24 protein-coding genes and 1 pseudogene are annotated in these 24,996 nt (G+C 65.7%); 15 read left to right on the top strand and 10 right to left on the bottom strand.

Translation table 11 applies throughout. The features are described from left to right. Positions 1-11 precede the first annotated feature (11 nt). Positions 12-338 (top strand): DUF1840 domain-containing protein, encoded by a 327-nt coding sequence (locus VSR82_RS14175; RefSeq protein ID WP_013088219.1) that lies wholly within the window; start codon positions 12-14, stop codon positions 336-338. A gap of 131 nt (positions 339-469) precedes the next feature. On the opposite strand, the gene VSR82_RS14170 is transcribed toward VSR82_RS14175, so the two are convergent. From VSR82_RS14170 to VSR82_RS14140, 7 genes and pseudogenes are all read right to left on the bottom strand, one after another. Continuing rightward, positions 470-667: an acid-shock protein gene (locus tag VSR82_RS14170; RefSeq protein ID WP_368583330.1), complete on the bottom strand. Its 198-nt coding sequence runs from the start codon at positions 665-667 to the stop codon at positions 470-472. 188 nt (positions 668-855) lie between these two features. Continuing rightward, positions 856-3,582, bottom strand: a pseudogene (metH, locus tag VSR82_RS14165) (methionine synthase); the annotation flags it as partial. Positions 3,583-3,644: 62 nt separating this feature from the next. Next, positions 3,645-4,715, bottom strand: a complete 1,071-nt coding sequence (locus VSR82_RS14160) for a homocysteine S-methyltransferase family protein (protein ID WP_176383760.1) — start codon at positions 4,713-4,715, stop codon at positions 3,645-3,647. Positions 4,716-5,011: 296 nt separating this feature from the next. Further along, entirely contained in the window at positions 5,012-5,269 is a 258-nt protein-coding gene (locus VSR82_RS14155) for a BTH_I0359 family protein (RefSeq protein ID WP_013088223.1), read from the bottom strand. 119 nt (positions 5,270-5,388) lie between these two features. Beyond that, positions 5,389-6,177, bottom strand: coding sequence for an alpha/beta fold hydrolase (locus VSR82_RS14150; RefSeq protein WP_429461101.1), 789 nt, complete (start codon positions 6,175-6,177; stop codon positions 5,389-5,391). Positions 6,178-6,328: 151 nt separating this feature from the next. Beyond that, positions 6,329-7,618 carry a DUF3108 domain-containing protein gene (locus tag VSR82_RS14145; RefSeq protein ID WP_429461099.1) on the bottom strand — a complete coding sequence of 430 codons (1,290 nt, stop codon included), beginning with the start codon at positions 7,616-7,618 and terminating at the stop codon, positions 6,329-6,331. 41 nt (positions 7,619-7,659) lie between these two features. Beyond that, positions 7,660-8,724, bottom strand: a complete 1,065-nt coding sequence (locus VSR82_RS14140; RefSeq protein WP_429461946.1) for an IclR family transcriptional regulator — start codon at positions 8,722-8,724, stop codon at positions 7,660-7,662. A 21-nt stretch (positions 8,725-8,745) separates the two neighbouring features. Here VSR82_RS14140 and VSR82_RS14135 point away from each other — a divergent pair, with 21 nt between their 5' ends. The 6 genes from VSR82_RS14135 (at position 8,746) to rfaE2 (ending at position 15,123) form a co-directional block, all read left to right on the top strand. Next, positions 8,746-9,729, top strand: coding sequence for a fumarylacetoacetate hydrolase family protein (locus VSR82_RS14135; RefSeq protein ID WP_429461097.1), 984 nt, complete (start codon positions 8,746-8,748; stop codon positions 9,727-9,729). A 196-nt stretch (positions 9,730-9,925) separates the two neighbouring features. Beyond that, positions 9,926-11,179 (top strand): ABC transporter substrate-binding protein, encoded by a 1,254-nt coding sequence (locus VSR82_RS14130; RefSeq protein WP_429461095.1) that lies wholly within the window; start codon positions 9,926-9,928, stop codon positions 11,177-11,179. A 54-nt stretch (positions 11,180-11,233) separates the two neighbouring features. Continuing rightward, the gene (locus VSR82_RS14125; RefSeq protein ID WP_176122253.1) at positions 11,234-12,091 is read left to right on the top strand and encodes an enoyl-CoA hydratase/isomerase family protein; all 858 of its coding nucleotides are present in this window, start codon (positions 11,234-11,236) and stop codon (positions 12,089-12,091) included. 82 nt (positions 12,092-12,173) lie between these two features. After that, on the top strand, positions 12,174-12,986 hold the full coding sequence (locus VSR82_RS14120) for a PhaM family polyhydroxyalkanoate granule multifunctional regulatory protein (RefSeq protein WP_429461093.1): 813 nt from the start codon (positions 12,174-12,176) through the stop codon (positions 12,984-12,986). Between the two features lie 623 nt (positions 12,987-13,609). After that, complete coding sequence (locus VSR82_RS14115) at positions 13,610-14,488, top strand: ferritin family protein (RefSeq protein WP_013088232.1); 879 nt, start codon at positions 13,610-13,612, stop codon at positions 14,486-14,488. A 152-nt stretch (positions 14,489-14,640) separates the two neighbouring features. After that, entirely contained in the window at positions 14,641-15,123 is a 483-nt protein-coding gene (rfaE2, locus tag VSR82_RS14110; RefSeq protein WP_152851779.1) for a D-glycero-beta-D-manno-heptose 1-phosphate adenylyltransferase, read from the top strand. 68 nt (positions 15,124-15,191) lie between these two features. Here the strand turns inward: rfaE2 and VSR82_RS14105 are convergent, their stop codons facing one another. The 3 genes from VSR82_RS14105 to VSR82_RS14095 form a co-directional block, all read right to left on the bottom strand. Continuing rightward, positions 15,192-15,431, bottom strand: a complete 240-nt coding sequence (locus tag VSR82_RS14105) for a hypothetical protein (protein WP_368583336.1) — start codon at positions 15,429-15,431, stop codon at positions 15,192-15,194. Between the two features lie 78 nt (positions 15,432-15,509). After that, positions 15,510-16,349: a type III pantothenate kinase gene (locus VSR82_RS14100; protein WP_429461091.1), complete on the bottom strand. Its 840-nt coding sequence runs from the start codon at positions 16,347-16,349 to the stop codon at positions 15,510-15,512. Then, on the bottom strand, positions 16,346-17,284 hold the full coding sequence (locus VSR82_RS14095; RefSeq protein WP_429461089.1) for a biotin--[acetyl-CoA-carboxylase] ligase: 939 nt from the start codon (positions 17,282-17,284) through the stop codon (positions 16,346-16,348). The genes VSR82_RS14100 and VSR82_RS14095 overlap by 4 nt, the downstream gene beginning before the upstream one ends. Positions 17,285-17,431: 147 nt before the next feature. On the opposite strand from VSR82_RS14095, the gene VSR82_RS14090 reads away from it, so the two are divergent. From VSR82_RS14090 to VSR82_RS14055, 8 genes are all read left to right on the top strand, one after another. Beyond that, the gene (locus VSR82_RS14090; RefSeq protein ID WP_368583339.1) at positions 17,432-18,565 is read left to right on the top strand and encodes an MlaE family ABC transporter permease; all 1,134 of its coding nucleotides are present in this window, start codon (positions 17,432-17,434) and stop codon (positions 18,563-18,565) included. Further along, the gene (locus tag VSR82_RS14085) at positions 18,562-19,440 is read left to right on the top strand and encodes an ABC transporter ATP-binding protein (protein ID WP_368583340.1); all 879 of its coding nucleotides are present in this window, start codon (positions 18,562-18,564) and stop codon (positions 19,438-19,440) included. The genes VSR82_RS14090 and VSR82_RS14085 overlap by 4 nt, the downstream gene beginning before the upstream one ends. Positions 19,441-19,486: 46 nt before the next feature. Continuing rightward, entirely contained in the window at positions 19,487-20,464 is a 978-nt protein-coding gene (locus VSR82_RS14080; RefSeq protein WP_368583341.1) for an MlaD family protein, read from the top strand. A gap of 30 nt (positions 20,465-20,494) precedes the next feature. Beyond that, positions 20,495-21,121 (top strand): ABC-type transport auxiliary lipoprotein family protein, encoded by a 627-nt coding sequence (locus VSR82_RS14075; protein ID WP_368583342.1) that lies wholly within the window; start codon positions 20,495-20,497, stop codon positions 21,119-21,121. A 31-nt stretch (positions 21,122-21,152) separates the two neighbouring features. Then, positions 21,153-22,310 carry a VanZ family protein gene (locus tag VSR82_RS14070; protein WP_429461085.1) on the top strand — a complete coding sequence of 386 codons (1,158 nt, stop codon included), beginning with the start codon at positions 21,153-21,155 and terminating at the stop codon, positions 22,308-22,310. A 136-nt stretch (positions 22,311-22,446) separates the two neighbouring features. After that, positions 22,447-22,770 (top strand): (2Fe-2S) ferredoxin domain-containing protein, encoded by a 324-nt coding sequence (locus VSR82_RS14065; protein WP_013088242.1) that lies wholly within the window; start codon positions 22,447-22,449, stop codon positions 22,768-22,770. 32 nt (positions 22,771-22,802) lie between these two features. Continuing rightward, positions 22,803-23,447: an alpha/beta hydrolase gene (locus tag VSR82_RS14060; protein ID WP_429461083.1), complete on the top strand. Its 645-nt coding sequence runs from the start codon at positions 22,803-22,805 to the stop codon at positions 23,445-23,447. 319 nt (positions 23,448-23,766) lie between these two features. Beyond that, positions 23,767-24,996, top strand: a complete 1,230-nt coding sequence (locus VSR82_RS14055) for a D-alanyl-D-alanine carboxypeptidase family protein (protein ID WP_368583345.1) — start codon at positions 23,767-23,769, stop codon at positions 24,994-24,996.

The raw sequence follows: 24,996 nt of genomic DNA, 5'->3' as shown, positions 1-24,996 counted from the left end.
AGGGAACAGTCATGCTGATTACTTTCAAGTGCCACGCCTGCCCGGACGTGATGATGCTGGAGAATCTGGCGCAGTATCTGGTCGGCATTGTCGGCAAACGCCTTGGGCAGCGGGGCGTCATTACTCACGACGAACTGGGCCCGGCCATCGAAAAACTCGAAGCGGCGATCACGTCCGACAAGCAGGAGCGCGCCGAGCACGAGGGTCATTTCCACGAGGGCGAGGACGGCCGCGATCGTCACGAGATTCCGCCCGGTCTCGCGCAGCGCGCGTATCCGTTCCTCGACATGCTGCGCGCGGCGCAGAAGGAAAACGCGGATATCGTTTGGGGGATCTGATTTCTGGCGGGTTCCGAGCGCCGCGGCCCGGACTCAGAAAGTCTTCATAAGCGCTCTGGTGGCGCACCAAAGAAAAGAGCCCGCTCGACGCGGGCTCTTTGTCATTCAGAAGGTTTTATCCGCCGTGCCGCTCATTGGCTCTCGGAGGCCGCCGACGCTGCCGCGCCCTTCTTCATCTTTTGCTTCTTCGCCTTTTTGACATGCGTCTCGGTGGGGGGCGAGTAGGAACTGACCGAGCTCGATCCGCCCGGCGCGGCGGGTTGCGCGAGCGCCACGGAAGCACCCGCGGCCAGTGAAACAGCGGTCAATAACAGCGTCAGCTTCTTCATACGATTTTCTCCGTTGACGGTTGCAATCTCGGTGAGCCGGCGCGTTGTGCTCGCGCCTGACGGGATGAAAGTCGACTCAGTCTACAAAGCCGAAATTGCCGTGGCGCCAAATATTCAGTCTTTCGGACTCGATATAGTCGCGCATGCGCGGCCCGGGCCGCACGGCCGGACCACGCGTCGTTTCACGCTCAAAGCAACGGCGCCAACGCGCGCTCGGCGTCCGCTTTCGAGAGCGACATCCGCTGTGCATAGTCGTCGAGCTGATCCGCGCCGATCTTGCCGACCGAGAAATAGGTGCTGTCCGGATGCGCGAGGTAGAAGCCCGACACGCTCGCCGCCGGCAGCATCGCCAGCGATTCGGTCACGCTCATGCCGATTTCGTTCGCCTGCAGCACCTCGAACATGTCTCGCTTGACGAGGTGATCGGGGCAGGCCGGGTAGCCCGGCGCCGGGCGGATGCCGCGGTATTTTTCGGCGATCAGTTCGTCGTTGGACAGGTTTTCGCTGTTCGCGTAGCCCCACAGGTCGCGCCGCACACGCGCGTGCATCGCTTCGGCGAACGCTTCGGCGAGCCGGTCCGCGAGCGCCTTCAGCATGATCGCGCTGTAGTCATCGAGATCCTTCTCGAACTGCTTCTCCTTGACGTCGACGCCAAGACCCGCCGTCACCGCGAACATGCCGATGTAGTCGGCGACGCCCGAGTCCTTCGGCGCGATGAAGTCGGCGAGCGACCGGTTCGGTCGCATCACCCCGTCGACCACCGGCCGCACGCTCTGTTGACGCAGATTGCGCCAGGTGAGCGCGACGTCGGTGCGCGATTCGTCCGTGTAGATTTCGATGTCGTCGTCGTTCACCGTGTTGGCCGGCAGCAGCGTGATCACGCCGTTGGCCTGCAGCCAGCGGCCCTGGATCAGACGCGCGAGCATCGACTTGCCGTCGGAGAACACGCGCCGCGCCGATTCGCCGACGATCTCGTCGTTGAGGATCGCCGGATACGGGCCGGCGAGATCCCACGTCTGGAAAAACGGACCCCAGTCGATATAGTTCGCGAGTTCGTTCAGATCGAAGTTCTTGAACACGCGCCGGCCGATGAACTTCGGCTTGACCGGCTGATAGCCCGCCCAGTCGATCTTCGTCTTATTGGCGCGCGCTTCGGCGAGCGTGACCATCGGCTGCGCTTTTTTGTTCGCGTGCTGATCGCGGATGCGGTTGTAATCGGCGTTCAATTCGTCGATGTACTTTGCTGCGCCCTCGTCGGACAGCAGGCTCGAGGCGACCGACACCGAGCGCGATGCGTCCGGCACGTAGACCACCGGACCATCGTACTGCGGCGCGATCTTCACCGCGGTGTGCACGCGCGAGGTCGTCGCGCCGCCGATCAGCAGCGGAATCTTCTTCACGCGGAAGTAGTCGTCGCGCTGCATTTCCGACGCGACGTAGGCCATCTCTTCGAGACTCGGCGTAATTAGGCCCGACAGCCCGACGATGTCCGCGCCCTCGACCTTCGCCTTAGCGAGGATCTCGTTGCACGGGACCATCACGCCCATGTTGACCACTTCGAAGTTGTTGCACTGGAGCACGACCGACACGATGTTCTTGCCGATGTCGTGCACATCGCCCTTGACGGTCGCGATGATGATCTTGCCCTTCGCGCGCACATCGCCGCCGGCCGCCGCGAGTTGGCGCTTTTCTTCCTCGATGAACGGGATCAGATGCGCGACCGCCTGCTTCATCACGCGCGCCGACTTCACGACCTGCGGCAGGAACATCTTGCCTTGGCCGAACAGGTCGCCGACGATGTTCATGCCGTCCATCAGCGGGCCTTCGATCACGTTGATCGGACGGCCGCCCTCGGCGGCGATCTTCGCGCGCACTTCCTCGGTGTCTTCGACGATGAACGTGGTGATGCCGCTCACGAGCGCGTGCGCGAGACGCTTTTCGACCGGCTGGTTGCGCCACTCGAGGTTCTCTTCCTTCTTCGCGGCGCCGCTCTTGAACTTGTCGGCGATTTCGAGCAGACGGTCGGTACCGTCTTCGCGGCGATTCAGCACGACGTCTTCGACGCGCTCGCGCAGTTCCGGATCGAGCTCGGCATACACGCCGAGCTGACCCGCGTTGACGATGCCCATGTCCATCCCCGCCTGGATCGCGTGATAGAGGAACACGGTGTGAATCGCCTCGCGCACCGGGTCGTTGCCGCGGAACGAGAACGACACGTTCGACACGCCGCCGCTCACCTTCGCGTACGGCAGGTTCTGCTTGATCCAGCGCGTCGCCTCGATGAAGTCGACTGCGTAGTTGTTGTGTTCCTCGATGCCGGTCGCGATCGCGAAGATGTTCGGATCGAAGATGATGTCTTCGGGCGGGAAGCCGACTTCGTTGACGAGGATCTCGTACGAGCGCCGGCAGATTTCCTTCTTGCGCGCGAACGTATCGGCCTGGCCCTGTTCGTCGAAGGCCATCACGACGCTGGCCGCGCCGTAGCGGCGAATCAGCTTCGCGTGGTGAACGAACTGCTCCTTGCCTTCCTTCAGCGAGATCGAATTGACGATCGCCTTGCCCTGCACGCACTTGAGCCCCGCCTCGATCACGTCCCACTTCGACGAGTCGATCATGATCGGCACGCGCGCGATGTCCGGCTCCGACGCGATCAGATTCATGAAGCGCACCATCGCCGCTTTCGAATCGAGCATCGCCTCGTCCATGTTGATGTCGATGACCTGCGCGCCGTTCTCGACCTGCTGGCGCGCGACGGCCAACGCCTCGTCGAACTGATTGTTCAGGATCATTCGCGCGAACGCTTTCGAGCCGGTCACGTTGGTGCGTTCGCCAACGTTGATGAAGAGCGTCCCGGACGTGACGTTGAACGGCTCGAGGCCGCTAAGGCGCATGGTGTGATCGGTCATGGCGTATGTGCGAGTCGGGTGCGTGCGTTAAGGGGCGTGCTGGGCTTCGGGGTGAAGTGCGTCAGTCCGGCTCAGGCCGCGTCGCGATACTGGCTCGGCCACTTGCGCGGCTTCAGCTCGGCGAGCGCCTTCGCGATCGCCGCGATGTGCTCGGGCGTCGTGCCGCAGCAGCCGCCAGCGATGTTCACGAGTCCCGCTTCGGCGAATTCCTTTAGCAGGCCCGAGGTATCGGCGGGCAATTCGTCGAAGCCGGTGTCGCTCATCGGGTTCGGCAGACCAGCGTTCGGATAGCACGACACGTAGGTGTCGCACAGCTTCGCGAGCTCGGCGATATACGGGCGCATCAGCGCCGCGCCGAGCGCGCAGTTCAGGCCGAACGTGAGCGGCTTCGCGTGACGCAGCGAATTCCAGAAGGCCTCGACGGTCTGGCCGGACAGAATGCGGCCCGAGGCATCGGTGACGGTGCCCGAGATCATGATCGGCAGACGCTCGCCGGTGTTTTCGAACAGTTCGTCGAGCGCGAACAGCGCGGCCTTCGCGTTCAGCGTGTCGAAGATCGTTTCGACGAGGAACAGGTCCGCGCCGCCGTCGAGCAGCGCTTTCGCCTGCTCGTAGTACGCGGCGTGCAGTTCGTCGAAGGTCACATTGCGGGCGCCCGGATCGTTGACGTCCGGCGAGATGCTGGCGGTTTTCGGCGTCGGGCCGATTGCGCCGGCGACGAAGCGCGGCTTGTCCGGGGTCGCGTATTTATCGCACGCGGCGCGCGCGAGCTTCGCCGATTCGATGTTCATCTCGACGGCGAGCGACTCCATGCCGTAGTCGGCCTGCGCGACCGTGGTCGCACCGAACGTGTTGGTCTCGATGATGTCCGCGCCTGCCGCCAGATATTGCTCGTGAATCTCCGAGATGATCTGCGGCTGGGTGATCGACAGCAGTTCGTTGTTGCCCTTGATGTCGCGCGCGTAGTCCTTGAAGCGTTCGCCGCGATAGCTGGCTTCGTCGAGCTTGTAGCGCTGGATCATCGTGCCCATCGCGCCGTCCAGGATCAGGATGCGCGAGTTCAGCAGCGCGGGCAGCGCTGCGCCGCGGGTATAGGCGGGCTCGGAACGGACTGGCGTGATGGATTGAGCAGGCTGGGTCATGGCGGACGAGGGCTTGCGCCGGCGTTGGCGGAAAGCCTGTCATTGTAGCCGCTGCCGCGCGGATGCGCCCGGCGAGCGGGAGACGGGTCTGAGGCGCGGCCGGCAAAATCGACCGATAGGAATGCGTCGCGCCAGCAATTCAGAACGCGCTAACAAACGAAGCAATAAAAAATAGCCCGGCAAGCCAAAGCCTGCCGGGCCGTTTTCGTTGCCGCCGACCGCAAGATGGAACCCGCCGCAAAAGCCGCGCGGTACGGTCGGTTGATGTCGCCTGAGCGCCAGCTGAACCCCTCCGGTCAATGCAGAACAACGGGTTGGTGCATCAAGCTGTCGAATTGACCGAGGAATTCGTCGACCTCGTCGAGCGTCGGCTCGCCTTCGATCAGCTTTTGCACATGCTCGCGAAAACGCGCCGCCATTGCACCGTCGATGTAGATTTCGCGCTGCATGTTCTTGTCGACAATCTCGTAGCCGCCCGACTTCATGGCCAGCTGACCTTCCTGCGGAGGAAACTCGACGACACAGTAGTTAGGGCTGTTATAGATCATTTGCATGGCGACACTCCTTATTTCCGTTGGGCTCCTGCCCTTTTCTGCAACATAGGTGGAGCGTGGGGGATGGAATTCAAGGGGTGGGTCCGGACGACGCAAGTAAAAAACTCCGGACCTGACGGTTAGACTCGCCGCTCCAGAAACGATTCAAGCAACGCGGCAAAACGGTGAGATTGCTCGACGGGCGCGAGATGCGCGGCATCCAGCAACTCGAAGCGGGCGCCCTCGATCGCCTCCGCTATTGCCTGCGTAGCAGCAGGGGGCGTGCCCGTATCGTGACGTCCGGCCACCGTCAGCGTAGGCACGCGGATCGCGCCGTGTTTGCCGCGCAGGTCGAAGTCGCGCAGCGCCTCGCACGCCATCGCGAAGCCTTCCGGCGGGGTGCGCGCAAATGCCTCACGGATCGGCTCGACCGCTTCGGGATGCCGGGCCTGAAAGTCGGGCGTGAGCCAACGCGCGATGGTCGACGGTAGCAGCGCCTCCATGCCGTCGCTGCGAGCGGTGTGGGCGCGCTGATTCCACAACTCGCGGTTTTCGGGCGGCGTGCCGCCGGTGCTGTCGGCGATCGTCAGCGTGTCGAGACGCGATGGATGGTCGAGCGCGAATTGCTGCGCGATCATGCCGCCGAGCGACAGGCCGACCAGGTGCGTCGTCGGCGCGCCGAGCGCATCGAGCAGTTGGGCGAGATCGTCGGCCAGATCGCGCATGCCGAACGGCTCGCGCGCGACCGCGCTGTGGCCGTGGCCGCGCACGTCGTAGCGCAGCACCGTGTAGTCGTCGCGGAAATAGCCGGCCATCTGATCCCAGATGGAAAGATCACCGCCCAGCTGATGGATGAACGTGAGCCACGGGCCGCCGCCTTCGTTGCTCAGCACATAGCGTGTGTCGATACCGTTGATGTTCACTTGCATGCAGACTCCTTTGAAGGAAACGCAGTGAAAAAGCGCGGTGGGTCGCCCCGTTCGCGCAAACGGAGGCTCCATTGACGTGCGAGTCAGTGTTGCAAAGTAAGTTTCGCCGATCTCGGGCGGTTCTGCTCGTGACACTGTGTCACGACCAGTGTCACGGTTTGATGATTGTTGGAGCGGTTGAATCGACCGGTGCTGCGGGGGCGGGCTCGGGCGTTACTGCCGATGCGTCGGCTGGCGACGGCGCTGGCGTTGCAGGGCTCTTGGCGGAGGTAGCGGCGGGCATGGCATCCTCCGCCGGCGCCCCATCGACATTCAGCTTGCCGCGCCACACCAGCTCGAACTGGGTACCGTTCGGCTCAGTCTGCAGAATGCGCGCAGGCAGCCAGCCGAGCGACGGCGCAAGCCACACGTCGATACGGCGCTGGTCGCCATCGTGCCGCGGCAGACGTTTGAAATGACGCGTCTGCAGATAGCCCTGCGCGGCGCGGATCGTTTCGTCGCCGATCGTCTCGATCGGCCAGTTCTCGCCGCTATCGGAATCGACGACGAAAAACTGTCGCGTCACGCCAGGCTTATAGGCGTCAGGATCGCCGCGCACGAGGCTCGCGAGCTGCATCACGACGCTGAAGCGGTCCTGCGCGCCGTCGGGCAACGGCAACGAGGCGGGCGTGCGCGTGAAGCCGATCTTCTTGTCGCTGCGATTGAAAATCGCGATGTCTTCCGCGCGACGGCCACGCTTTTCGCTGTACTGCGCCGGCGCGAGGCCAAACGCATCGATCCCGCCGTGGCTTGAAAACACGAACGGGCCGACGAACGGCAGCGGCACCGATACGACCATTTCGTAGCCTTGCCCATTGCTCGCCCAATGGATCGTGCCGGGCGCGTTGCGCACGCCGTTGTAGAACGTGTCGTAGTCGAGTTCGCCCGACGGCGGCACCGAAAACTTCAGGCCCTGCGACGCTTGCGGCGCGCTGGCCGCGCCAGCGGCGCTCGCGGCGGCGCCGCTGGCATTGGCATTGACCGGCGCATTCGCGCTCGCGGCGGCGGGCGGCGCGCTTGCCGCGACCTCCGATGCCGGCGTGGCCGCCGGCTCGGTCGGCTTGGCCGGCTGCAACGCGCTCAGCACATGCTGCTCGCGCGGCGCACGCGCCGCGGGCTTGCGTGTAGGCGCGGGCGGGTGCGGTGCCGGCGCGGCCGGTTTTGGCGCCGGTTGACGCTGGACCCTCTCGGGCGTCAGCAGCGCGACCTGCACCGGCACATGCTCGCGATTTGCCGGATTCAGATCCATTCGATTGCGCTCGAACCATTGCGCCGCGATCCAGTGCAAGACCGCCACGGCCACGAGCACCGCGATCCAGCGCCCCGCGCGCGCGCCGCGTCCCGGCCCGCTGCCCAAAGCGGGAAGGCGATCATGACGGCGGCTGGCGGAAGCAAAATCCATCGGCGCTTGAATCGGTGAGAGCTTGAAAGGTCTGGCGCGTATCAACCGTTGTCGCTACGCGGTGTCGCGCTATAGCCGAGTTCGTACGACAGCTTGCGCGCGCATTCGCGCAGCGCGGTATCGATTTCGCCACCCCAGCGGATATCGAACGCGCCTTCATGGCCGAGCGCGACGAGAGCGAGCGCGAGGTCGCCGGTCGAATCGAACACCGGCATCGAAAACGCGTGGATCGTCGGCAGCAGCATGCCTTCGACTCGCGCGGCCTCGTGCTCGCGCACTTCAGCGAGCACCTTGTCGACGTCTTCGCGGGTGCGCGGCGCGCCGCTATGCGACGAACGCCGCGAGTCGGCCAGCTCGCGCTCGATCATCGCGTCGGTCTTGCCGGATGGCAGGTAGGCGGCGAACAGCAGACCGGTCGCGGAACTGAGCAAGGGCATCACGTCGCCGAGTTTCAGCGATGCCTTGGCCGGATAGCTCGACTCCATCCAGTGCACCATCGTCGGCCCCTGATTACCCCACACCGCGATGCCGACCGTCTGATCGAGCCGGTCGCGCAACTCGGCGAGCGCGATGCGCGCGAGCTTCACGCCGTCGACCCGCGCGAGCCGCGCGAGCCCCAACTGCAACGCGAAGCCGCCGAGTTCGTAGCGGCCCGACAGCGGGTCCTGCGCGACCACGCCGAGACGCAGAAAGCTGACCAGATAGCGATGCGCCTTCGCCGGACTCATGCCCGCGCGCTGCGCGAGATCGCGCAGCATCATCGCGCGCGGCTCGCGGGTCAGCACGTCGAGCAGCCTGAACCCGACCTCGATCGACTGGATGCCTGAGCGCAGTTTTTCTTCGCCGGGTTCGCCGGCTTCGTCATCGGCGCCGGTTGCGTCGGTGGCATCGGCGGGTTCGAGCAGTTCGTCGGCGGACGCGGGGTCGGTGCGGGTGCGGATCGTGCCGGAGCGGGCGTTGGCGGACATGTGCAAAGGGCGCGGGCAGCGCGTTCGGTAATCGAAAAAGGCGCGTAACGGCGATGGTGGCAGTGACAACGACGACGAACACGCACATCTTGGGCCGCGCCGATTCACCATCGTAGAATAGATTCCTTCCATCGTCACTAACACACGGTTCACAGCTCTATGAAACTTGCCTCGCTGAAGGACGGCACGCGCGACGGTCAACTGATCGTCGTGTCCCGCGACCTGCACACGGCGGCCATCGCCGACGCGATCGCGCCCACGCTGCAGCGCGTGCTCGACGACTGGGCCTTCTACGCGCCGCAACTGCACGACCTTTACGATGCGCTGAACCAGGGCCGCGCGCGCAACAGCTTTTCGTTCGACGCCAAAGAGTGCATGGCGCCACTGCCGCGCGCGTTCCAGTGGGCCGACGGTTCATCGTACGTGAACCATGTGGAACTCGTGCGGCGCGCACGCGGCGCGGAAATGCCGCCCGAATTCTGGACCGACCCGCTGATGTACCAAGGCGGCAGCGACGACTTCATCGGCCCTCGCGATGACATCGTGTGCGCATCGGAACAGTACGGCATCGACTTCGAGGCCGAAGTCGCGGTCATCACCGCTGACGTGCCGATGGGCGCAACGCCCGAGCAGGCGTTGCGCGGCGTGCGGCTGGTGACGCTCGTCAACGACGTGTCATTGCGCCAGCTGATTCCAGCCGAACTCGCGAAGGGCTTCGGCTTTTTCCAGAGCAAGCCGGCCACGTCGTTCGCGCCGGTCGCGGTGACGCCCGACGAGCTCGGCGAGCATTGGCGCGAAGGCCGCGTGCATCGGCCGATGATCGTCCACTGGAACGGAAGGAAAGTCGGCCAGCCCGACGCGGGCACCGATATGGTGTTTCACTTCGGTCAGCTGATCGCCCATGCGGCGAAGACGCGCAATCTGCGTGCTGGTTCTATCGTCGGTTCGGGCACGGTGTCGAACAAGGACGCGAAGCGCGGCTACTGCTGTATCGCGGAGAAGCGCTGCCTCGAAACGATCGAGCACGGCGCGCCGCAAACGGAGTTCATGAAGTACGGCGACACCGTGAAGATCGAAATGTTCGACGACGCGGGCAAGTCGATTTTCGGTGCGATTGAGCAGAGCATCGCGCCGCTCGAATGAAGCGCGGCGCTCACGCGGCAATGCGTTGACGCGGCGGCACGCGCGAAAGGGTTTCGCCCGATGCCACCGCCCGCGCGCGCGGCTACACTGACTGGCGCGCCGGCTGGGACGGCGCCAATGTCAGATAGCGTGCAGCGACGCATCGGTAGCACATCGGCACTACATCACAACGAAAACCCCGACGTGAGGAGACAGCATGCCGCGATTGAACTTCCCCGCAGCTGGACATCGACGCGCTGATGCGTCACTCGTTCAAGCGCGCACGAGCGCGCGTGGCTCGTATCAACGCGGCCGGCGCTTCGCGCGGCGCGCCGCGACGCTGTGCGCCGCGCTCGTCTGCGCGTTGCCGCTGACATCGTTCGCGCAGGTGAAGATCGGTCTCGTGTTGTCGCTGACCGGGCCTGCCGCATCGCTCGGCATTCCCGCGCGCGACACGGTCGCGCTGCTGCCGAAACAGATCGGCGGGCAAACCGTCGAGTACATCGTGCTCGACGATGCCTCGGACACGACCCAAGCCGTGCAGGACACCAAGAAACTCATCAGCGAAAATCATGTCGACGCGATCATCGGCTCGTCGATCACGCCGAATTCGCTCGCGATGATCGACGTGGTCGCCGAGGGCGAAACGCCGATGATCTCGCTCGCGTCGTCCGCGAAAATCATCGAACCGGTCGATGCAAAACGTCGCTGGGTCTTCAAGACGCCGCAGACCGACGCGATGATGGCCTCGGCGATCGCCGAGCATGCGAGCGGACACGGCGTGAAGACGATCGCGTTCATCGGCCAGGCCGACGCGCTCGGCGAGACGTTCTACGCCGAGGTCGCGAAATTCGCGCAACTGCATCACATCGACGTGGTCGCGAGCGAACGCTTCAATCGCACCGATCCGAGCGTGACCGGCCAGGTGCTGAAGATTCTCGCGACTCACCCCGACGCGGTGGTGGTCGGCGCGGCCGGCACACCTGCCGCGCTGCCGCCGAAAACGCTGCGCGAGCGCGGCTACAAGGGCGTCATCTATCACAACCACGGCGTCGGCAATAACGACTTCCTGCGTGTGTGCGGCGCCGATTGCAACGGCACGTTCCTGCCCGCGAGCCCGGTGCTGGTCGCCGCGCAATTGCCGGCCGACCATCCGGCCAGGCGCCTCGCGCTCGAATACATCGCGCGGTTTGAGGCGCAGCACGGCGCGGGCAGCGTGTCGGCGTTCGGTTCGTACACGTCGGACGCGGACGCATTGCTCGAGCACGCGATTCCGCTCGCGTTGAAGAGCGGCGCGCCAGGCACGCCGGCGTTTCGCCGCGCGCTGCGCGACGCGCTCGAAGGAACCCGCGGTCTCGCGGATACCAACGGCGTCGTCAACATGAGCGCGGCCGATCATCTCGGGCTCGATCAGCGCGCGCGCGTGATGGTCGAAATCACTAATGGCAAGTGGCTTTATCAGCCGCATTGAACGGGTCGCGACGTTCCGCGCGCGACTGAACGAATCACCTATGGACCGCTCACCATGACTCAGTCATCGCAACCGAACGACGCGTACTACGCGCACTACCAGTCGCTGCGTTTGCAGCGTCATCCGCACGGCGTGCTCGAAGTCGTGATGAGCGGCGAGGGCGCGAACAAGAGCGGCCTCGCGACCGCGGACGCACGCATGCATTACGAACTCGCGGAAATCTGGCGCGACATCGATCGAGATCCCGACACGCGCGTCGCGATCATTCGCGGCGAGGGCAAGGGCTTTTCGGCAGGCGGCGATCTGCAGCTCGTCGAGGACATGGCGAACGATTTCGAGGTGCGCACGCGGGTGTGGCGCGAAGCGCGCGACCTTGTCTACAACGTGATCAACTGCGGCAAGCCGATCGTATCGGCGATGCACGGGCCGGCGGTCGGCGCGGGGCTCGTCGCGGGGCTGCTCGCCGATATCTCGATCGCGGCGAAGACGGCGCGCATCATCGACGGGCATACGCGTCTCGGCGTTGCCGCGGGCGATCATGCGGCGATCGTCTGGCCGCTCTTGTGCGGCATGGCGAAGGCGAAGTACTACCTGCTGCTGTGCGAGCCGGTGAGCGGCGAGGAGGCGGAGCGTATCGGGCTCGTGTCGCTCGCGGTCGACGAAAGCGCGCTGCTGCCGAAGGCGTTCGAAGTCGCGCGCAAGCTCGCCGACGGGTCGCAGACCGCCATCCGCTGGACCAAGTACGCGCTGAACAACTGGCTGCGCACGGCGGGGCCGGCGTTCGATACATCGCTCGCGCTGGAGTTCATGGGCTTCGCGGGGCCCGATGTGCGCGAGGGCTTGAGCTCGTTGCGCGAGCGGCGCGCGCCGGATTTTGGCGCGGGCCGTCCGCGTCACGGCGAACCATCGTGATGTCATACCCCAAACGGTATGATCGAATCAACGCGCGCCGCATCGCGCGCTCTACCTGTCATCCAGTACCGAGGCGACAACCATGACCGACACCACTGGCTCCGCGCCGCCCTTTCCCGGCTTTCCCGGTTTTCCGCCCGCTGAAATGCTCGATCGGATGTGGAGCATGATTCGGCTGTCGCCGTTCGGCGCCGCCATGACGGGCGCGCAGCCGGGGGGCGGCACGAGTCCGTCGCTGTCGATGATGTCCGACATGATGGCGCCGCTCACGAGCGTCGAGGAGCTCGACAAGCGCATCACCGACATGCGCGCGGTCGAGCAATGGCTGAAGCTGAATCTGAGCATGCTGCAGTCGGCGATCCAGGCGCTGGAAGTGCAGCGCGCGACGCTCGCGACGCTGCGCGCGTTCGGCGCGTTCGCGCAGACCTCGATGTCGCAGGCGGCGGCTGCTGCAACGGGTGCGGCCGCGACTGACGCGCCGAGCCGCGCCCCGAGCCCCGCGCCGGCGCCGAGCTGGACGAGGCCCGCTGAGCCAGCCCCCGAAAGCGCCCCTCCAGCAGACAGCGACGAAGAGCAAGCGCCGGCGGCACCCGCTTTCGATGCATCCGCATGGTGGAATCTTCTGCAATCGCAGTTCAACCAGATCGCGCAGTTCGCGATGACGCAGCCGTCCGTCGCAGTCGCGGCGGCGGGTGGAGGCACGCAGGGCAAGGCGGAGTCGTCGAAGGCTGCGGATGCGTCGGGCGGCGATCCGTCGGGCGGCGATCCGTCCGGCGCCGGTGCGCAAAGCGCGAAGCCGGCCGCCAAGCGGCCGGCCGCGAAGCGCGCCGCGACATCGGCCAAACGCGCGTCCGGCGAGGGCAGGAGCGCGGCAACGCCGAAAAAGTCGACGTGAGCGGGGCGGTGCGGGCAGCACGCTCGCGCTCGGTGCGACTGCGCAAGCAATATCAGAAGCAGCGGCGGTCAGGTCCGCACTTCCACCTTCTGGCCGCCGCGAATCAGTGCCCCATGCCAAAGACAACCCGTCGCCTACGTTTTTGCCGTATGCCAACGCCGGCGATTTCTTCCCGCGCGAATTGCCGACTTTATTGAGAGAAGTCAATGCCATAGCGCGCTCGCACCGCTTCTGTCACGGGTTTGGCCGGAGGCGCGTGCTATCATTGTGTAAGCTTGATCTGGCTTTGGGGCTTGCGCCGAAAACAACCAATCCCACCGCCCTCTCGTCATTCGCCGCCGGCGCTACCGGTGCAGGGCTGGACGGTGCGGTTGTCGACCCGGACTGGCTCGACCTCAGGCAAAGGGTATTCCTCACCCACGGTTGGCCGCGGCGCCCGATTCACGCTCCAGGCGCCAATACAACAGCCCGGACTTCTTTGCTGCCCGATGCTTCTGGGCGGCCGGTTAACGCGTAAAATTGAATGCTTGGCCGATAAACGGCATGTCCGTTCGTCGCAGGTAAAAACGGCTACACGTAGCAGCAACAGACACACACAGTATGTGCAGAACAGGGGTGGGACTATGAACACCATGCTTTATCCGGAACTTTATAAATCGCTCGAATCCGTTCGATGGGACATGGAGAAGGACATTCCCTGGGACAAATTCGATGCATCGCTGTTGACCGACGAACAGGCCGCGACGATCAAGATGAACGCGATCACCGAATGGTCGGCGTTACCCGCCACGGAAATGTTTCTGCGTGACAATCATCACGACAGCGATTTCTCCGCATTCATGAGCGTGTGGTTCTTCGAGGAGCAGAAACACTCGCTGGTGCTGATGGAATACCTGCGCCGCTTCAAGCCGGAACTGGTCCCGACCGAAGAGGAACTGCACGCGGTGCGCTTCGAGTTCGATCCCGCGCCCCCGCTCGAAACGCTGATGCTGCACTTTTGCGGCGAAATCCGCCTGAATCACTGGTATCGCCGCGCTGCCGAATGGCACACCGAACCGGTCATCAAGCACATCTACGAAACCATCTCGCGCGACGAAGCGCGCCACGGCGGCGCGTATCTGCGCTACATGAAGAAGGCCATGGCGCAAACCGGCGACATCGCGCGTGCCGCATTCGCGAAGATCGGCGTGCTGATGGCGTCGGCGCGTCGCACCGAAAAGCCGCTGCACCCCACCAACCTGCACGTGAACCAGGCGCTGTTCCCGCGCGACACGATCCAGTCGCGTCTGCCGGATCCGGAATGGCTCGAGCGCTGGCTCGACGAGCAGATCCGTTTCGACGACGGTTGGGAAAAGAAGGTTGTCGAGCGCATTCTGCACAACCTGTCGCTGCTGTTCGAACGCACGTTCACCACCGCGCAGGAACTGAACCGTTATCGCAAGGAAGTGGTCGCGCGTCTGCAAGCGGCCGAACAAAGCCCGGCGCAGCAGCAACCGGCGTAACGGCTCGGGCGGTTTCAGCACCGTTCAAATGGCGGTCCGGCAAGCGTGAGCTTGCCGGACCGTTTTCCTTTGAGCCGCCCAGCGTGTATCGTGGCGGCACCCGGCATTGCTCTTCCCGCAACTCCGTAACTCCCCAACTCTGTGACCGTGCGATGACCGCCATCTTTGAACGCAAGATTCTGACGCGCGATGCCCTGGTGAAGCTGCGTCCTTCGCTGCGCGCGCCCGTCGTATTTACGAACGGCGTGTTCGACATCCTGCATCGCGGTCACGTGACCTATCTGGCCGACGCGAAGGCGTTGGGCGCGTGTCTGATCGTCGGTGTGAATAGCGACGCATCGGTGCGGATGCTCGGCAAAGGCGACGACCGGCCGATCAACAACGAGGCCGACCGCATGGCCTTGCTCGCGGCGCTGGAAAGTGTCGACTACGTGGTGGGCTTTGGCGAGAAAACGCCGGTCGAGCTGATTTCCGCGCTGCGCCCGGACGTGCTGGTGAAAGGTGGCGACTACGACATGGACGCGCTGCCCGAATCGGCGCTAGTGCGCGGTTGGGGCGGCAAGGCGCTCGCGATTGCGTTCGAGCACGATCGCTCGACCACTGCGCTGTTGAAGAAGGTGCGCACACAGGGTTGATGCCGCGCATTGCCCCGCGAACGCACGGCGCAATGCCGAACCTCTAACTGACCGCGTCGCTCACCTGATTACTGCGGCAACTCCGATGTTGAAATCGGCGCCTGCGGCGCCGGTCCGCCGACCACTGCCTGGTCGGCCGCATCGGCGGCGCTGACCGGGCGCACCTTCAGCCAGTTCGGATGAATCTGGCGGTTCAGATGACCCGGCTCGCGTCCGCTTGCGGTGGGTATCGGGCCGAAGGCGCCACGCAGCGCGACGAAAGCCAACACGTTGACAAAAATCAGAATGGCGATCGGCCAGCGAAGCATTGTGGGTATTTCCAATCCAGAAAGAAGTGGAGCGCCGGGTCCGAGAGCGAAACATGGCCGCACCCGTCCGGCAGGCAATCAGCCGCCTTCGCGCGCCGTATCCTCGGCGGCGATCAGCGCGAGCCCCGACAGTACCAGCGAATCGTGGCGAGTATGCGGCACCTTCAGCGCGCTCGCCACTTCGTCGGCGGCGCCGCCGCTGACCACGAGACGCACCGGCAACTGCCACTCATCCTGCAGATCCCGCCACATCCGCTCGATCAATCCGGCCTGCGCCAGTGTGCAGCCCGACGACAGCGAGCGCGGCGTATCCGTCGCGAAGAACGGACCGCGACGGGCCGCGTCGGCCGTATCGGCGCCATCGAGCAGACCACGCGCGTGCGCGGCGTCGAGCGTCGGCAGTTGCGCGGTGTGCTCACCAAGCGAGCGCATCATCAGCGACCAGCCGGGCGCAATCAATCCGCCGATAAACGCGCCGTCCGCGCGCAACGCCTCGAGCGTCGTCGCGGTGCCGAAGGTCGCGAGCAGCAGATGTTCGCCGGGAAAGGCCGCGTGCGCGCCGATCATGCCGCACCAGCGGTCGCTACCGAGCGAGTGCGGTGTCGAATAGCAATTGGTCACGCCGCATTGCTGAGCGCTGGCGCGGACCGTCGTGAGCGGCAGTTGCGGCCAGCGCGCTTCGACGAGCGCGGCGAGGTGCGCCGCGATCTGCGCGCCCGCGACGTTGGAGAGCCACGCGCCGCATGGCGCCGGCAAGTCAGCCCAACCAGTTTGCGAAGCAGGCTGCGCGCGTGGTCCGGCAACGTCGTGATGCGCGAGCGCACCGCTCGCCAACTGCGTCCCGTCCGGCTGCACCAGCGCCCACTTGATCCGGCTATTGCCCGAGTCGATCAGCAGATAAGGCGCGCGCCGCGTCATGCCGCACCGTCGGCGAGGCGCAGCGACACGTCGCCGGTTGCGATGCTCTGGCGCCCTTCGGCCGTATCGAGCAGCAACTGGCCGCGTTCGTCGACGCCCGCCGCCACCCCACGCGCGAGTTCTTGACCATGCTCGAGCAGCACCACCTCGCGGCCCGCGTATGCATGCACGCCGTTCCAGCGAGTCTGGAACGGTGCGAAGCCTTCGGCGCCGAACCGCTGCAGCATCGGTTCGAGCGCGTTCAATTCGGCGGCCAGCGTATCGGTCAGATTCGCGTTCGGCAGCGCGCGCTGCAACGCGGTCGGCACGGTGCCGCGCGCCTGCGGCGGTACCTCGGCGTTCAGCGCGCCGACCTTCGCCGCGAGTTCGTCGGCGCCCTTCACGTTGGTGCCGATGCCGATCACGACCGCACTCGCGTCGTCGGTGCTCCACGCGGTTTCGATCAGGATGCCGGCGAGCTTGTCGCCTTCGAGCAGCACGTCGTTCGGCCACTTCAGCGCTATCTGTCCGGGACCCGCGACCGGCAGCGAACGCAGCCCGTCGACGAGCGCGACGCCCACCGCGAGGCTCAAGCCCGCGAGCCCTTCGAGCGGGCGCGGCAACACGCACGCGACGGAAAACAGCAGCGCGTTGCCTGGCTCCGCGTACCACGGCCGGCCACGACGGCCGCGCCCGGCGGTCTGCAGATACGCGACGCGCACGATCGGCCGCGGCAGCGCGTTCGCGTGTCGCGGTAGTGCTTTCATGTGGGCCATCAGATCGGCGTTGGTCGAACCGGTTTCTTCGACGATTTCGATCGGCCAGTCATGCGCATGCGCGCCGAACAGTTTGACCGCGCGCTCGCGATCGATGCGCCAGTCGGCCGATGCCGACGACGAGGCCGCGGCCGCACTTGTCGCAGCGGGCGGAGAGGCGGGAGTCTTGGAGGCATTCATGCCTCGTATTGTAGCCACAGCAAACCCTCCCGGGACTCGAATGCGGACCGCCGAGGAAGCGACGCGGACCGATGCACATCCTGGCGGACCGGCGGCCGAGCCTTCGCTACAATGGCCGCTAATCCGATAACCAGATTCACGCGATCCTTGAACTACGACACTCCGCCCGGCCTTGAAGTCGCGGCCGGCAGCCAAGGCAAGATCGTCCGTCTCTCGGGCCAGTGGACGGCGCTCGCGCTCGCGCGCGATCGCGACACCGGGCACGTGATTCCGCAACTGCGTTCGCTGACCGGTGCACAGGGCATCGGCGGGTGGGACCTGTCGCGCGTCGACAGCATGGACCACGTCGGCGGCCAGGCGCTGTGGCGCGTATGGGGCCGCAAATTGCCGCCGGGCACCGCGCTCACGGACACGCAGCGGGACATCTTCGAGCGCATCGCGCTGCTCGACACGGTGCGCGAGAGCGCCGAACCGGTAACGCGCTTCGATCCCTTCACGCGTCTCGGCCTTGGCATCTTCTCGTTCGTCGAGCACATGCAGGGCGGCGTCGCGATGCTCGGGCGTTTCGTGCTCGATCTGCTGGCGATCCTGCGCAAGCCGAAACTCACGCCGTGGACCGAAATCTCCGCGAACATCTACAACGCCGGCGCCCGCGCGCTGCCGATCACCGCGCTCGTCGCGTTCCTGATCGGCATCGTGTTGAGCTATCTGTCGGCACAGCAATTGCGCATCTTTGGCGCGAACCAGTTCATCGTCAATATTCTCGGCCTCGCGGTGATTCGCGAACTCGGTCCGGTGCTGTCGGCGATTCTGGTGGCGGGCCGCTCGGGCTCGGCGATCACCGCGCAGATCGGCGTGATGCGCGTGACCGAGGAACTCGACGCGATGCGCGTGATGGGCATCCCGCACGGCTTGCGGCTGATCCTGCCGCGCGTGATCGCACTGGCCGTCGCGATGCCGCTGCTCGTGATGTGGACCAACGTGATCTCGTTGACGGGCGGTGCGCTCGCCGCGAAGCTCGTGCTCGGCATCGACATGAGCTTCTTCGCGCGGCAACTGCCCGTCGTCGTGCCGATCGCTAACCTGTGGATCGGGCTTGGCAAGGGCGCGGTGTTCGGCATGCTGATCGCGATCGCCGGCTGTCATTTCGGCTTCCGTATCAAGGCCAATTCGCAGAGTCTCGGCGAAGGCACGACGACCTCGGTGGTCACATCGATCACCATCGTGATTCTCGCGGACGCGGTGTTCGCAATCCTCTTTCAGAACGTGGGGCTCGGATGATCGCGCCACTAACCGAAGCCGTACGCGGCCAACCCGTACCGTCGATCGCCGAGCCGGTGATCGAGGTGATCGACATCACCAAGCGCTACGGCCGCAACATCGTGCATCAGCATCTGAGCCTCGACGTGCGGCGCGGCGAGATCGTGTCGATCGTCGGCGGCTCGGGCTCCGGCAAGACCACGCTGGTGCGGCAGATTCTCGGCCTGGAGCGGCCGTCGCGGGGCACGATCAAGCTGTTCGGCGAAGATCTCGCCACGATCTCGCCCGAGACCGCGCTGCTGATGCGCAGCCGCTCCGGCATGCTGTTCCAGCGCGGCGCGCTGTTCTCGTCGCTGTCCGTGTTCGACAACGTCGCGCAACCGGTGCGCGAGCTCGGCAAGGTGCCCGAAGACCTGCTGCGCGACATCGTGATGCTGAAGCTCGAAATGGTCGGGCTGCCGTGCAAGCACGCGTCGAAGATGCCGTCGGCGCTGTCGGGCGGCATGATCAAGCGGGTTGGCATCGCGCGCGCGATCGCGCTGGAACCCGAACTGCTGTTCCTCGACGAACCGACCGCCGGCCTCGACCCGCAGGCATCCGACGAATTCGTCGAGCTGATCTCGGGGCTGCATCGCGCGCTCGGTCTGACGGTCGTAATGATCACGCACGATCTCGACACGATGGTCGCGCTGTCGACGCGCGTGGCCGTGCTCGCCGATCGGAAAGTGCTCGTCAATGCGCCGGTCGAGGAGGCCGCGGGCGTTGACCATCCGTTCATCCGCGAATATTTCCTCGGCCTGCGCGGGCGCCGCGCGCTGCAGGCGCTGCCGCCCGAGCGTCGCGCGAAGCTGCCGCGGGCGGCGCTCGAGCCGGCGTCGTCCGAGTTGTCGCTGTGAGGCCGGCCGCCGCGAAGCGGGCCGCTATGAACCAGGAAAACTGACAATGGAAAACAAAGCACATGCGTTCTGGGCCGGACTCTTCACGGTCGTGCTGACGGCGGCGATCGCGCTGGCCGCGTATCTGTTCAATGTCGACCGCACCGTGCGGGTGCCGTACGACCTGATCGCGCGCACCAATGTGACCGGCCTCTTTGCGGACGCGGCGGTGCGCTTTCGCGGGCTCGACGTCGGCCGCGTACAGTCGATCAAGTTCGATCCGACCCATCCGGGCCAGATTCTGATCCGCATCATGGTCGACGAGCACGCGCCGATCACGCATTCGACGTTCGGCAGCCTCGGCTTGCAGGGCGTGACCGGCATCGCGTTCATCCAGCTCGACGATACCGGGCGCGACCTGACGCCGCTGCACTCGTCGGCGCACCAGGTCGCGCAATTGCCGATGCGCCCCGGTCTGCTCGATCAGTTGCAGCAACGCGGCGACGTGCTGCTGCGCAAGCTCGAAAAAGTCACCGACAACGTGAACGACATGCTGTCGCCCGAAATGGTCGAGCAGCTGCATGAGACGGCGGCGAGCATCGCGCAGGCGGCTTCGGGCGTCGCGACGCTGACTCGGGAAATGGCGCCGGTCGCCAGCAAGCTGCCCGGCACGATCGACCAGCTGAACCACACGCTCGCGTCGACCAACCAGATGATCACCGGCCTGAACCGTCCGGACGGGCCCCTCGAGCGCAATCTGAACAAGGTCGGCACGGCCGCGCAGCAGGCCGGCGATGCGCTCGCGCAGATGAACACGACGATTCAGGACCTGTCCGCGCGGGTCGGCTTCGAGACGCTGCCGCGCGTCAATTCGCTGACCGAGGACGTGCGCTCGGCCGCGCAATCGATCGATCGCGCCGCCGACACCTTCAATACCAATCCGCGCAGCGTGCTGTTCGGCGCGCCGCGTGCGGCGCCGGGTCCGGGCGAGGCCGGCTTCGCGTGGCCCGCCGCCGCCGCGCCCGCAGCCCCCGCAGCCCATTAAATTCGCAGGCTAGAACAAAGGAAGATGCCCATGTCACGCTCGATTCACCGACTGTTGTCCTCGCGCGCCGCGCTCGCGGCGCTGCTCGCGTTCGGCGTGCTGGCGGCGGGCTGCGCGGGCACGTCCGCGGTCGTGTCGGACGTCCGCTACGATTTCGGACCGCCGCCGCAGAGCGCCGCCGCGAGCCGGCTGCCGGCCGTCAAGGTGCTGGAGGTCAGCGCGCCGTCCGTGCTCGAATCGGACCGGCTGACGTACCGGCTGAGCTACGCCGATGCGCAGCAGACGGCCGCCTACGCCAACAGCCACTGGACGATGATGCCGTCGCAACTGCTGACGCAGCGCCTGCGCAACGTGCTGAGCGAGCGGGGCACCGTGTTGACGGGCGCGGACGGCGTGAGCGCGCCGGTGCTGCGCGTCGATCTGACCGAGTTCGAGCAGGTGTTCGCCAGCCCGACCGACAGCCACGGCGCGATCACCGCGCGCGCCACGCTGATGCAGGGCGGCAAGGTGGTCGGCCAGCACACCTTCGTCGCGCGCGCGCCCGCGCATTCGGCGGATGCGGCCGGCGGCGCACGGGCGCTCGCCGCGGCCAGCGACGACCTCGTCGCGCAGATCGCCACGTGGCTCGGCTCGCAGGCGCTGGTCGCCGCGCAATGACGGGCGGGCAGCGCACGCAAAGGAGCGCCGCATGAGCGAACGCCCCTGGCTGCGCCGCCCGTCGACGCTGGCCCGTCGGGCGCTGCTGCTGTACGCGGCGCTGATCGTGTACGGATCGTGGTATCCGTTCTCGGGGTGGCGCTCGCTCGGCATCGCGCCGTTCGCCTATCTGTTCGATCCAATGCCGCAGTACCTGACGGCATTCGACGTCGTCACCAACGTGCTCGGCTATATGCCGTTCGGCGCGCTGGTGGTGCTTGCGGTGTATCCGCGCTGGCGCGGCACGCTGGCCGTCGCGCTGGCGTTCGTGTTGGGCGGACTGCTGTCGGGCACGATGGAAGCCGTGCAGACCTATCTGCCGACCCGCGTCGCCTCCAATCTCGACCTTGCCGCCAACACGCTCGGCGCGCTCGTCGGTGCGTCGATGATGTCGCCGTTGACCGGCGCGCTGCTCGATCGCGGCCTGCTCAGGCGTCTGCGCCTGCTGTGGTTCGAGCGCGGCCATGCGACGCTCGCGTGCGTCGTCGCCGCGTGGCCGTTCGCGACGATGTTTCCGGCGCCACGTCTGTTCGGTCTCGGCAACTGGCCGCGCGCGCTGTGGCTGAGCGTCGATCCGGCCACCCAGGACGCGCTGCTCGCGTGGACGCCGTCTGCATGGCACGTCGGCGCATGGCCGGCGGCGGCCGCCGCGTGGCTGGACGACGACACGTGGGAAGCGCTGATCACGACGCTGAACCTGTTCGCGGCGCTCGCGCTTGCGTCGCTGCCGATGCGCCGTCATGCGCCGCGCGTGCGCCTGCTGCTCGTGTTCATCGTCACGACCTTGTGCGTGAAGGCCGGCGCGACGTTCCTGCAATCGCAATCGGGCCTCGCGTTCGACTGGGCGACGCCCGGCGCGTTGCTCGGACTCGGGTGCGGCACCGTCGCGGCGCTCGTCGCACTGCCGCTGCGGCGGCGCGTGCGCGCGACGCTCGCGGGCGTCGCACTCGTCATCGCACTCGTGTTCGTCAATCTGCTGCCGGTGAATCCGTATTTCGACGCCGTGCTCGCCGACTGGCGGCAGGGGCGCTACCTGCATTTCAACGGGCTCGCGCGCTGGCTCGCGTGGATGTGGCCCTATGCGGCGCTGGTGTGGCTCGCGTTCGCGGTCGAGCGGGCATGGCTGAAGCGGCGCGCGAAGCCGGCCTGACGTGCTTGCGGGCCGGCCGCGAGGCTCCGGCGCCTGCACAGCGCGGTCGCTATAATCGTCCGCACGACGGGCGCTGCGGCATACCGGATGCCGACGGCGCCACTGCACTTCCTTTCAGGCTCGCCTCCAGAACATCATGGATTCCTTCTACAAGCACCACGTTTTCTTCTGTCTGAATCAACGCGACCCCGGCGCCGAGCGTCCGAGCTGCGCGAACTGCAACGCGCAGGCGATGCAGGAGTACGCGAAAAAGCGCGTGAAGCAACTCGGTCTCGCCGGTCCCGGCCAGGTGCGCATCAACAAGGCCGGCTGCCTCGATCGCTGCGAACTGGGCCCGGCGCTCGTCGTGTATCCCGAGGCGGTCTGGTACACCTACGTCGACGAGAGCGACATCGACGAGATCGTCGAATCGCATCTCGTGAACGGCAAGATCGTCGAGCGTCTGAAGATCGATCAATAACGCAAACCACGAAACGGTCCACAGGCATCCCGATGAACGTCAACACGAAGAAGTATCTGATCGACGGCCCGGTCGGCAAGATCGAGGTCGCGCTGGACCTGCCCGACGACGTGCGCGATAAAAGCGCCGCGCCGCGCGGCATTGCGCTCGTCGCGCATCCGCATCCGCTGTTTGGCGGCACGCTGGACAACAAGGTCGCGCAGACGCTCGCGCGCACGCTCGTGCAACTGAACTACGTCACCTACCGGTCGAATTTTCGCGGCGTCGGCCAGACCCAGGGCGAGCACGACGCGGGCGTCGGTGAGCGTGACGATCTGCGCGCGGTGCTAGAGCACATGCGCGCCGATCCGGACTATGGCGATCTGCCGCTCGTGCTCGCGGGCTTTTCGTTCGGCACCGTGGTGCTGTCGCACGTCGCGGCGAAGCTGCGCGACGAAGGCAAGGAAATCGAGCGCATCGTGTTCGTCGGTACTGCGGCGAGCCGCTGGGACGTCGCGCCGGTGCCCGAAGGCACGCTCGTGATTCACGGCGAAGTCGACGAGACCGTTCCGATCCAATCCGTGTTCGACTGGGCGCGGCCGCAGGAACTGCCGGTCGTCGTGATTCCGGGCGCCGAGCACTTTCTGCATCGTAAGCTTCACATCCTGAAGCGCATCATCGTCGACGCCTGGCGCTGAAAACGCGCGACGCGCGTTTTGCGGGGGACAGGTACGCGCAAACGTGTGCAAATCGACGACACATGCGCGAAGTTGACCAGGCAGCGCGCGTATAATGAGCGCTCTTTTTTTGGGCACAGCGCCGCCCAGCCGGCAGAATCGCGCGCCGCGGAGTCATTTCGCGGGAGGGCGCGGCCGGGTGCTCAGCGCTGTGCTCGCGAACCGATTGCGTCGCCATCAGTCCAACGGGCGCCCGCCGTTTTACGGCCAGATGCCCCGCCGACCGGCTCCCCCAACTCCGCGCTGTCGCGCAACGTATTTTTCCGCACCAATCGACCCTATGCGTTTCTCCTCCTCTGGCCGCACGTCCTTCCCGTCTCTCGCTTCTTTCGTTCCCACTTCGCTCAATCGCGCCATCGCCGCCGGTCTCGTGCTGCCGGCCACGCTGGTTGCAAGCACCGCGTTCGCGCAGGTGCCGCCGCCGGGCGTCAACGCGCGCTCGTGGGTGCTCGTCGATGCGACCAGCAACCAGGTGCTCGCGTCCGCCAATGCCGACGAACGCGTCGAACCGGCATCGCTGACCAAGCTGATGACCGCGTATCTCGTGTTCGAAGCGCTCGCCACGAAGAAGATCACGATGGATCAGAGCATCGAGCCGAGCGAAGCCGTGCGGCGCGTGCGCAACGACGAGTCGCGCATGTTCATCGAGGCGCTCAAGCCGGTGACCGTGCACGACCTCGTGTACGGCATGATCGTGCAGTCGGGCAACGACGCGGCGATCGCGCTCGCCGAACTGGTGGGCGGCAGCGAGGCGCAGTTCGTCGACATGATGAACAAGGAAGCGCAGAAGCTCGGCATGAAGAACACGCATTTCGCCGACGTGAACGGCATGCCCGACCCGCAGCACTACACGACCGCGGGCGATCTCGCGATCCTGTCGGCGCGCCTGATCCGCGACTATCCGGACTACTACAACATCTTCTCGGTCAAGGAATTCACGTACAACAAGATCAAGCAGCCGAACCGCAATCGTCTGCTGTGGATCGATCCGAGCGTCGACGGTCTGAAGACCGGTCACACGCAAGCGGCCGGCTACTGCCTGATCGCGAGCGCGAAGCGTCCGCTGCCCGGCACGACCGACGCGTCGCGCCGTCTCGTCTCGGTGATGATGGGCGAGACCAAGGAGCACGACCGCGTGCAGGACAGCCTGAAGATGCTGAACTACGGCTACACCGCCTACGACACGACGCGTCTGTACAAGGCGAACCAGGTCGTGGCCACGCCGCGCGTCTACAAGGGCTCGCAGGACAGCGTGCAGGTCGGCGTGAAGAGCGACCAGTACATCACGCTGCCGAAGGGCGCCGGCGACAAGGCCAAGCCGCAGATCGAACTGAACGATCCGCTGATCGCGCCGATCGCGAACGGCCAGCAGATCGGCACGGCCAAGCTCGTTGCCGACGGCAAGGTGCTCGCGCAATTCCCGGTGGTCGCGCTGCAGCCGGTGCCGCAAGCCGGCGTGGTCGGCCGCGTGTGGGATTCGCTGATGCTGATGTTCAACAAGAAGAAGTAA

The sequence above is a fragment of the Burkholderia sp. JPY481 genome, from assembly GCF_038900515.1.
Classification (GTDB): domain Bacteria; phylum Pseudomonadota; class Gammaproteobacteria; order Burkholderiales; family Burkholderiaceae; genus Paraburkholderia; species Paraburkholderia youngii.
Note: the sequence above shows the minus strand (reverse complement) of the source record. Positions and strands in the feature narration are given on the sequence as shown.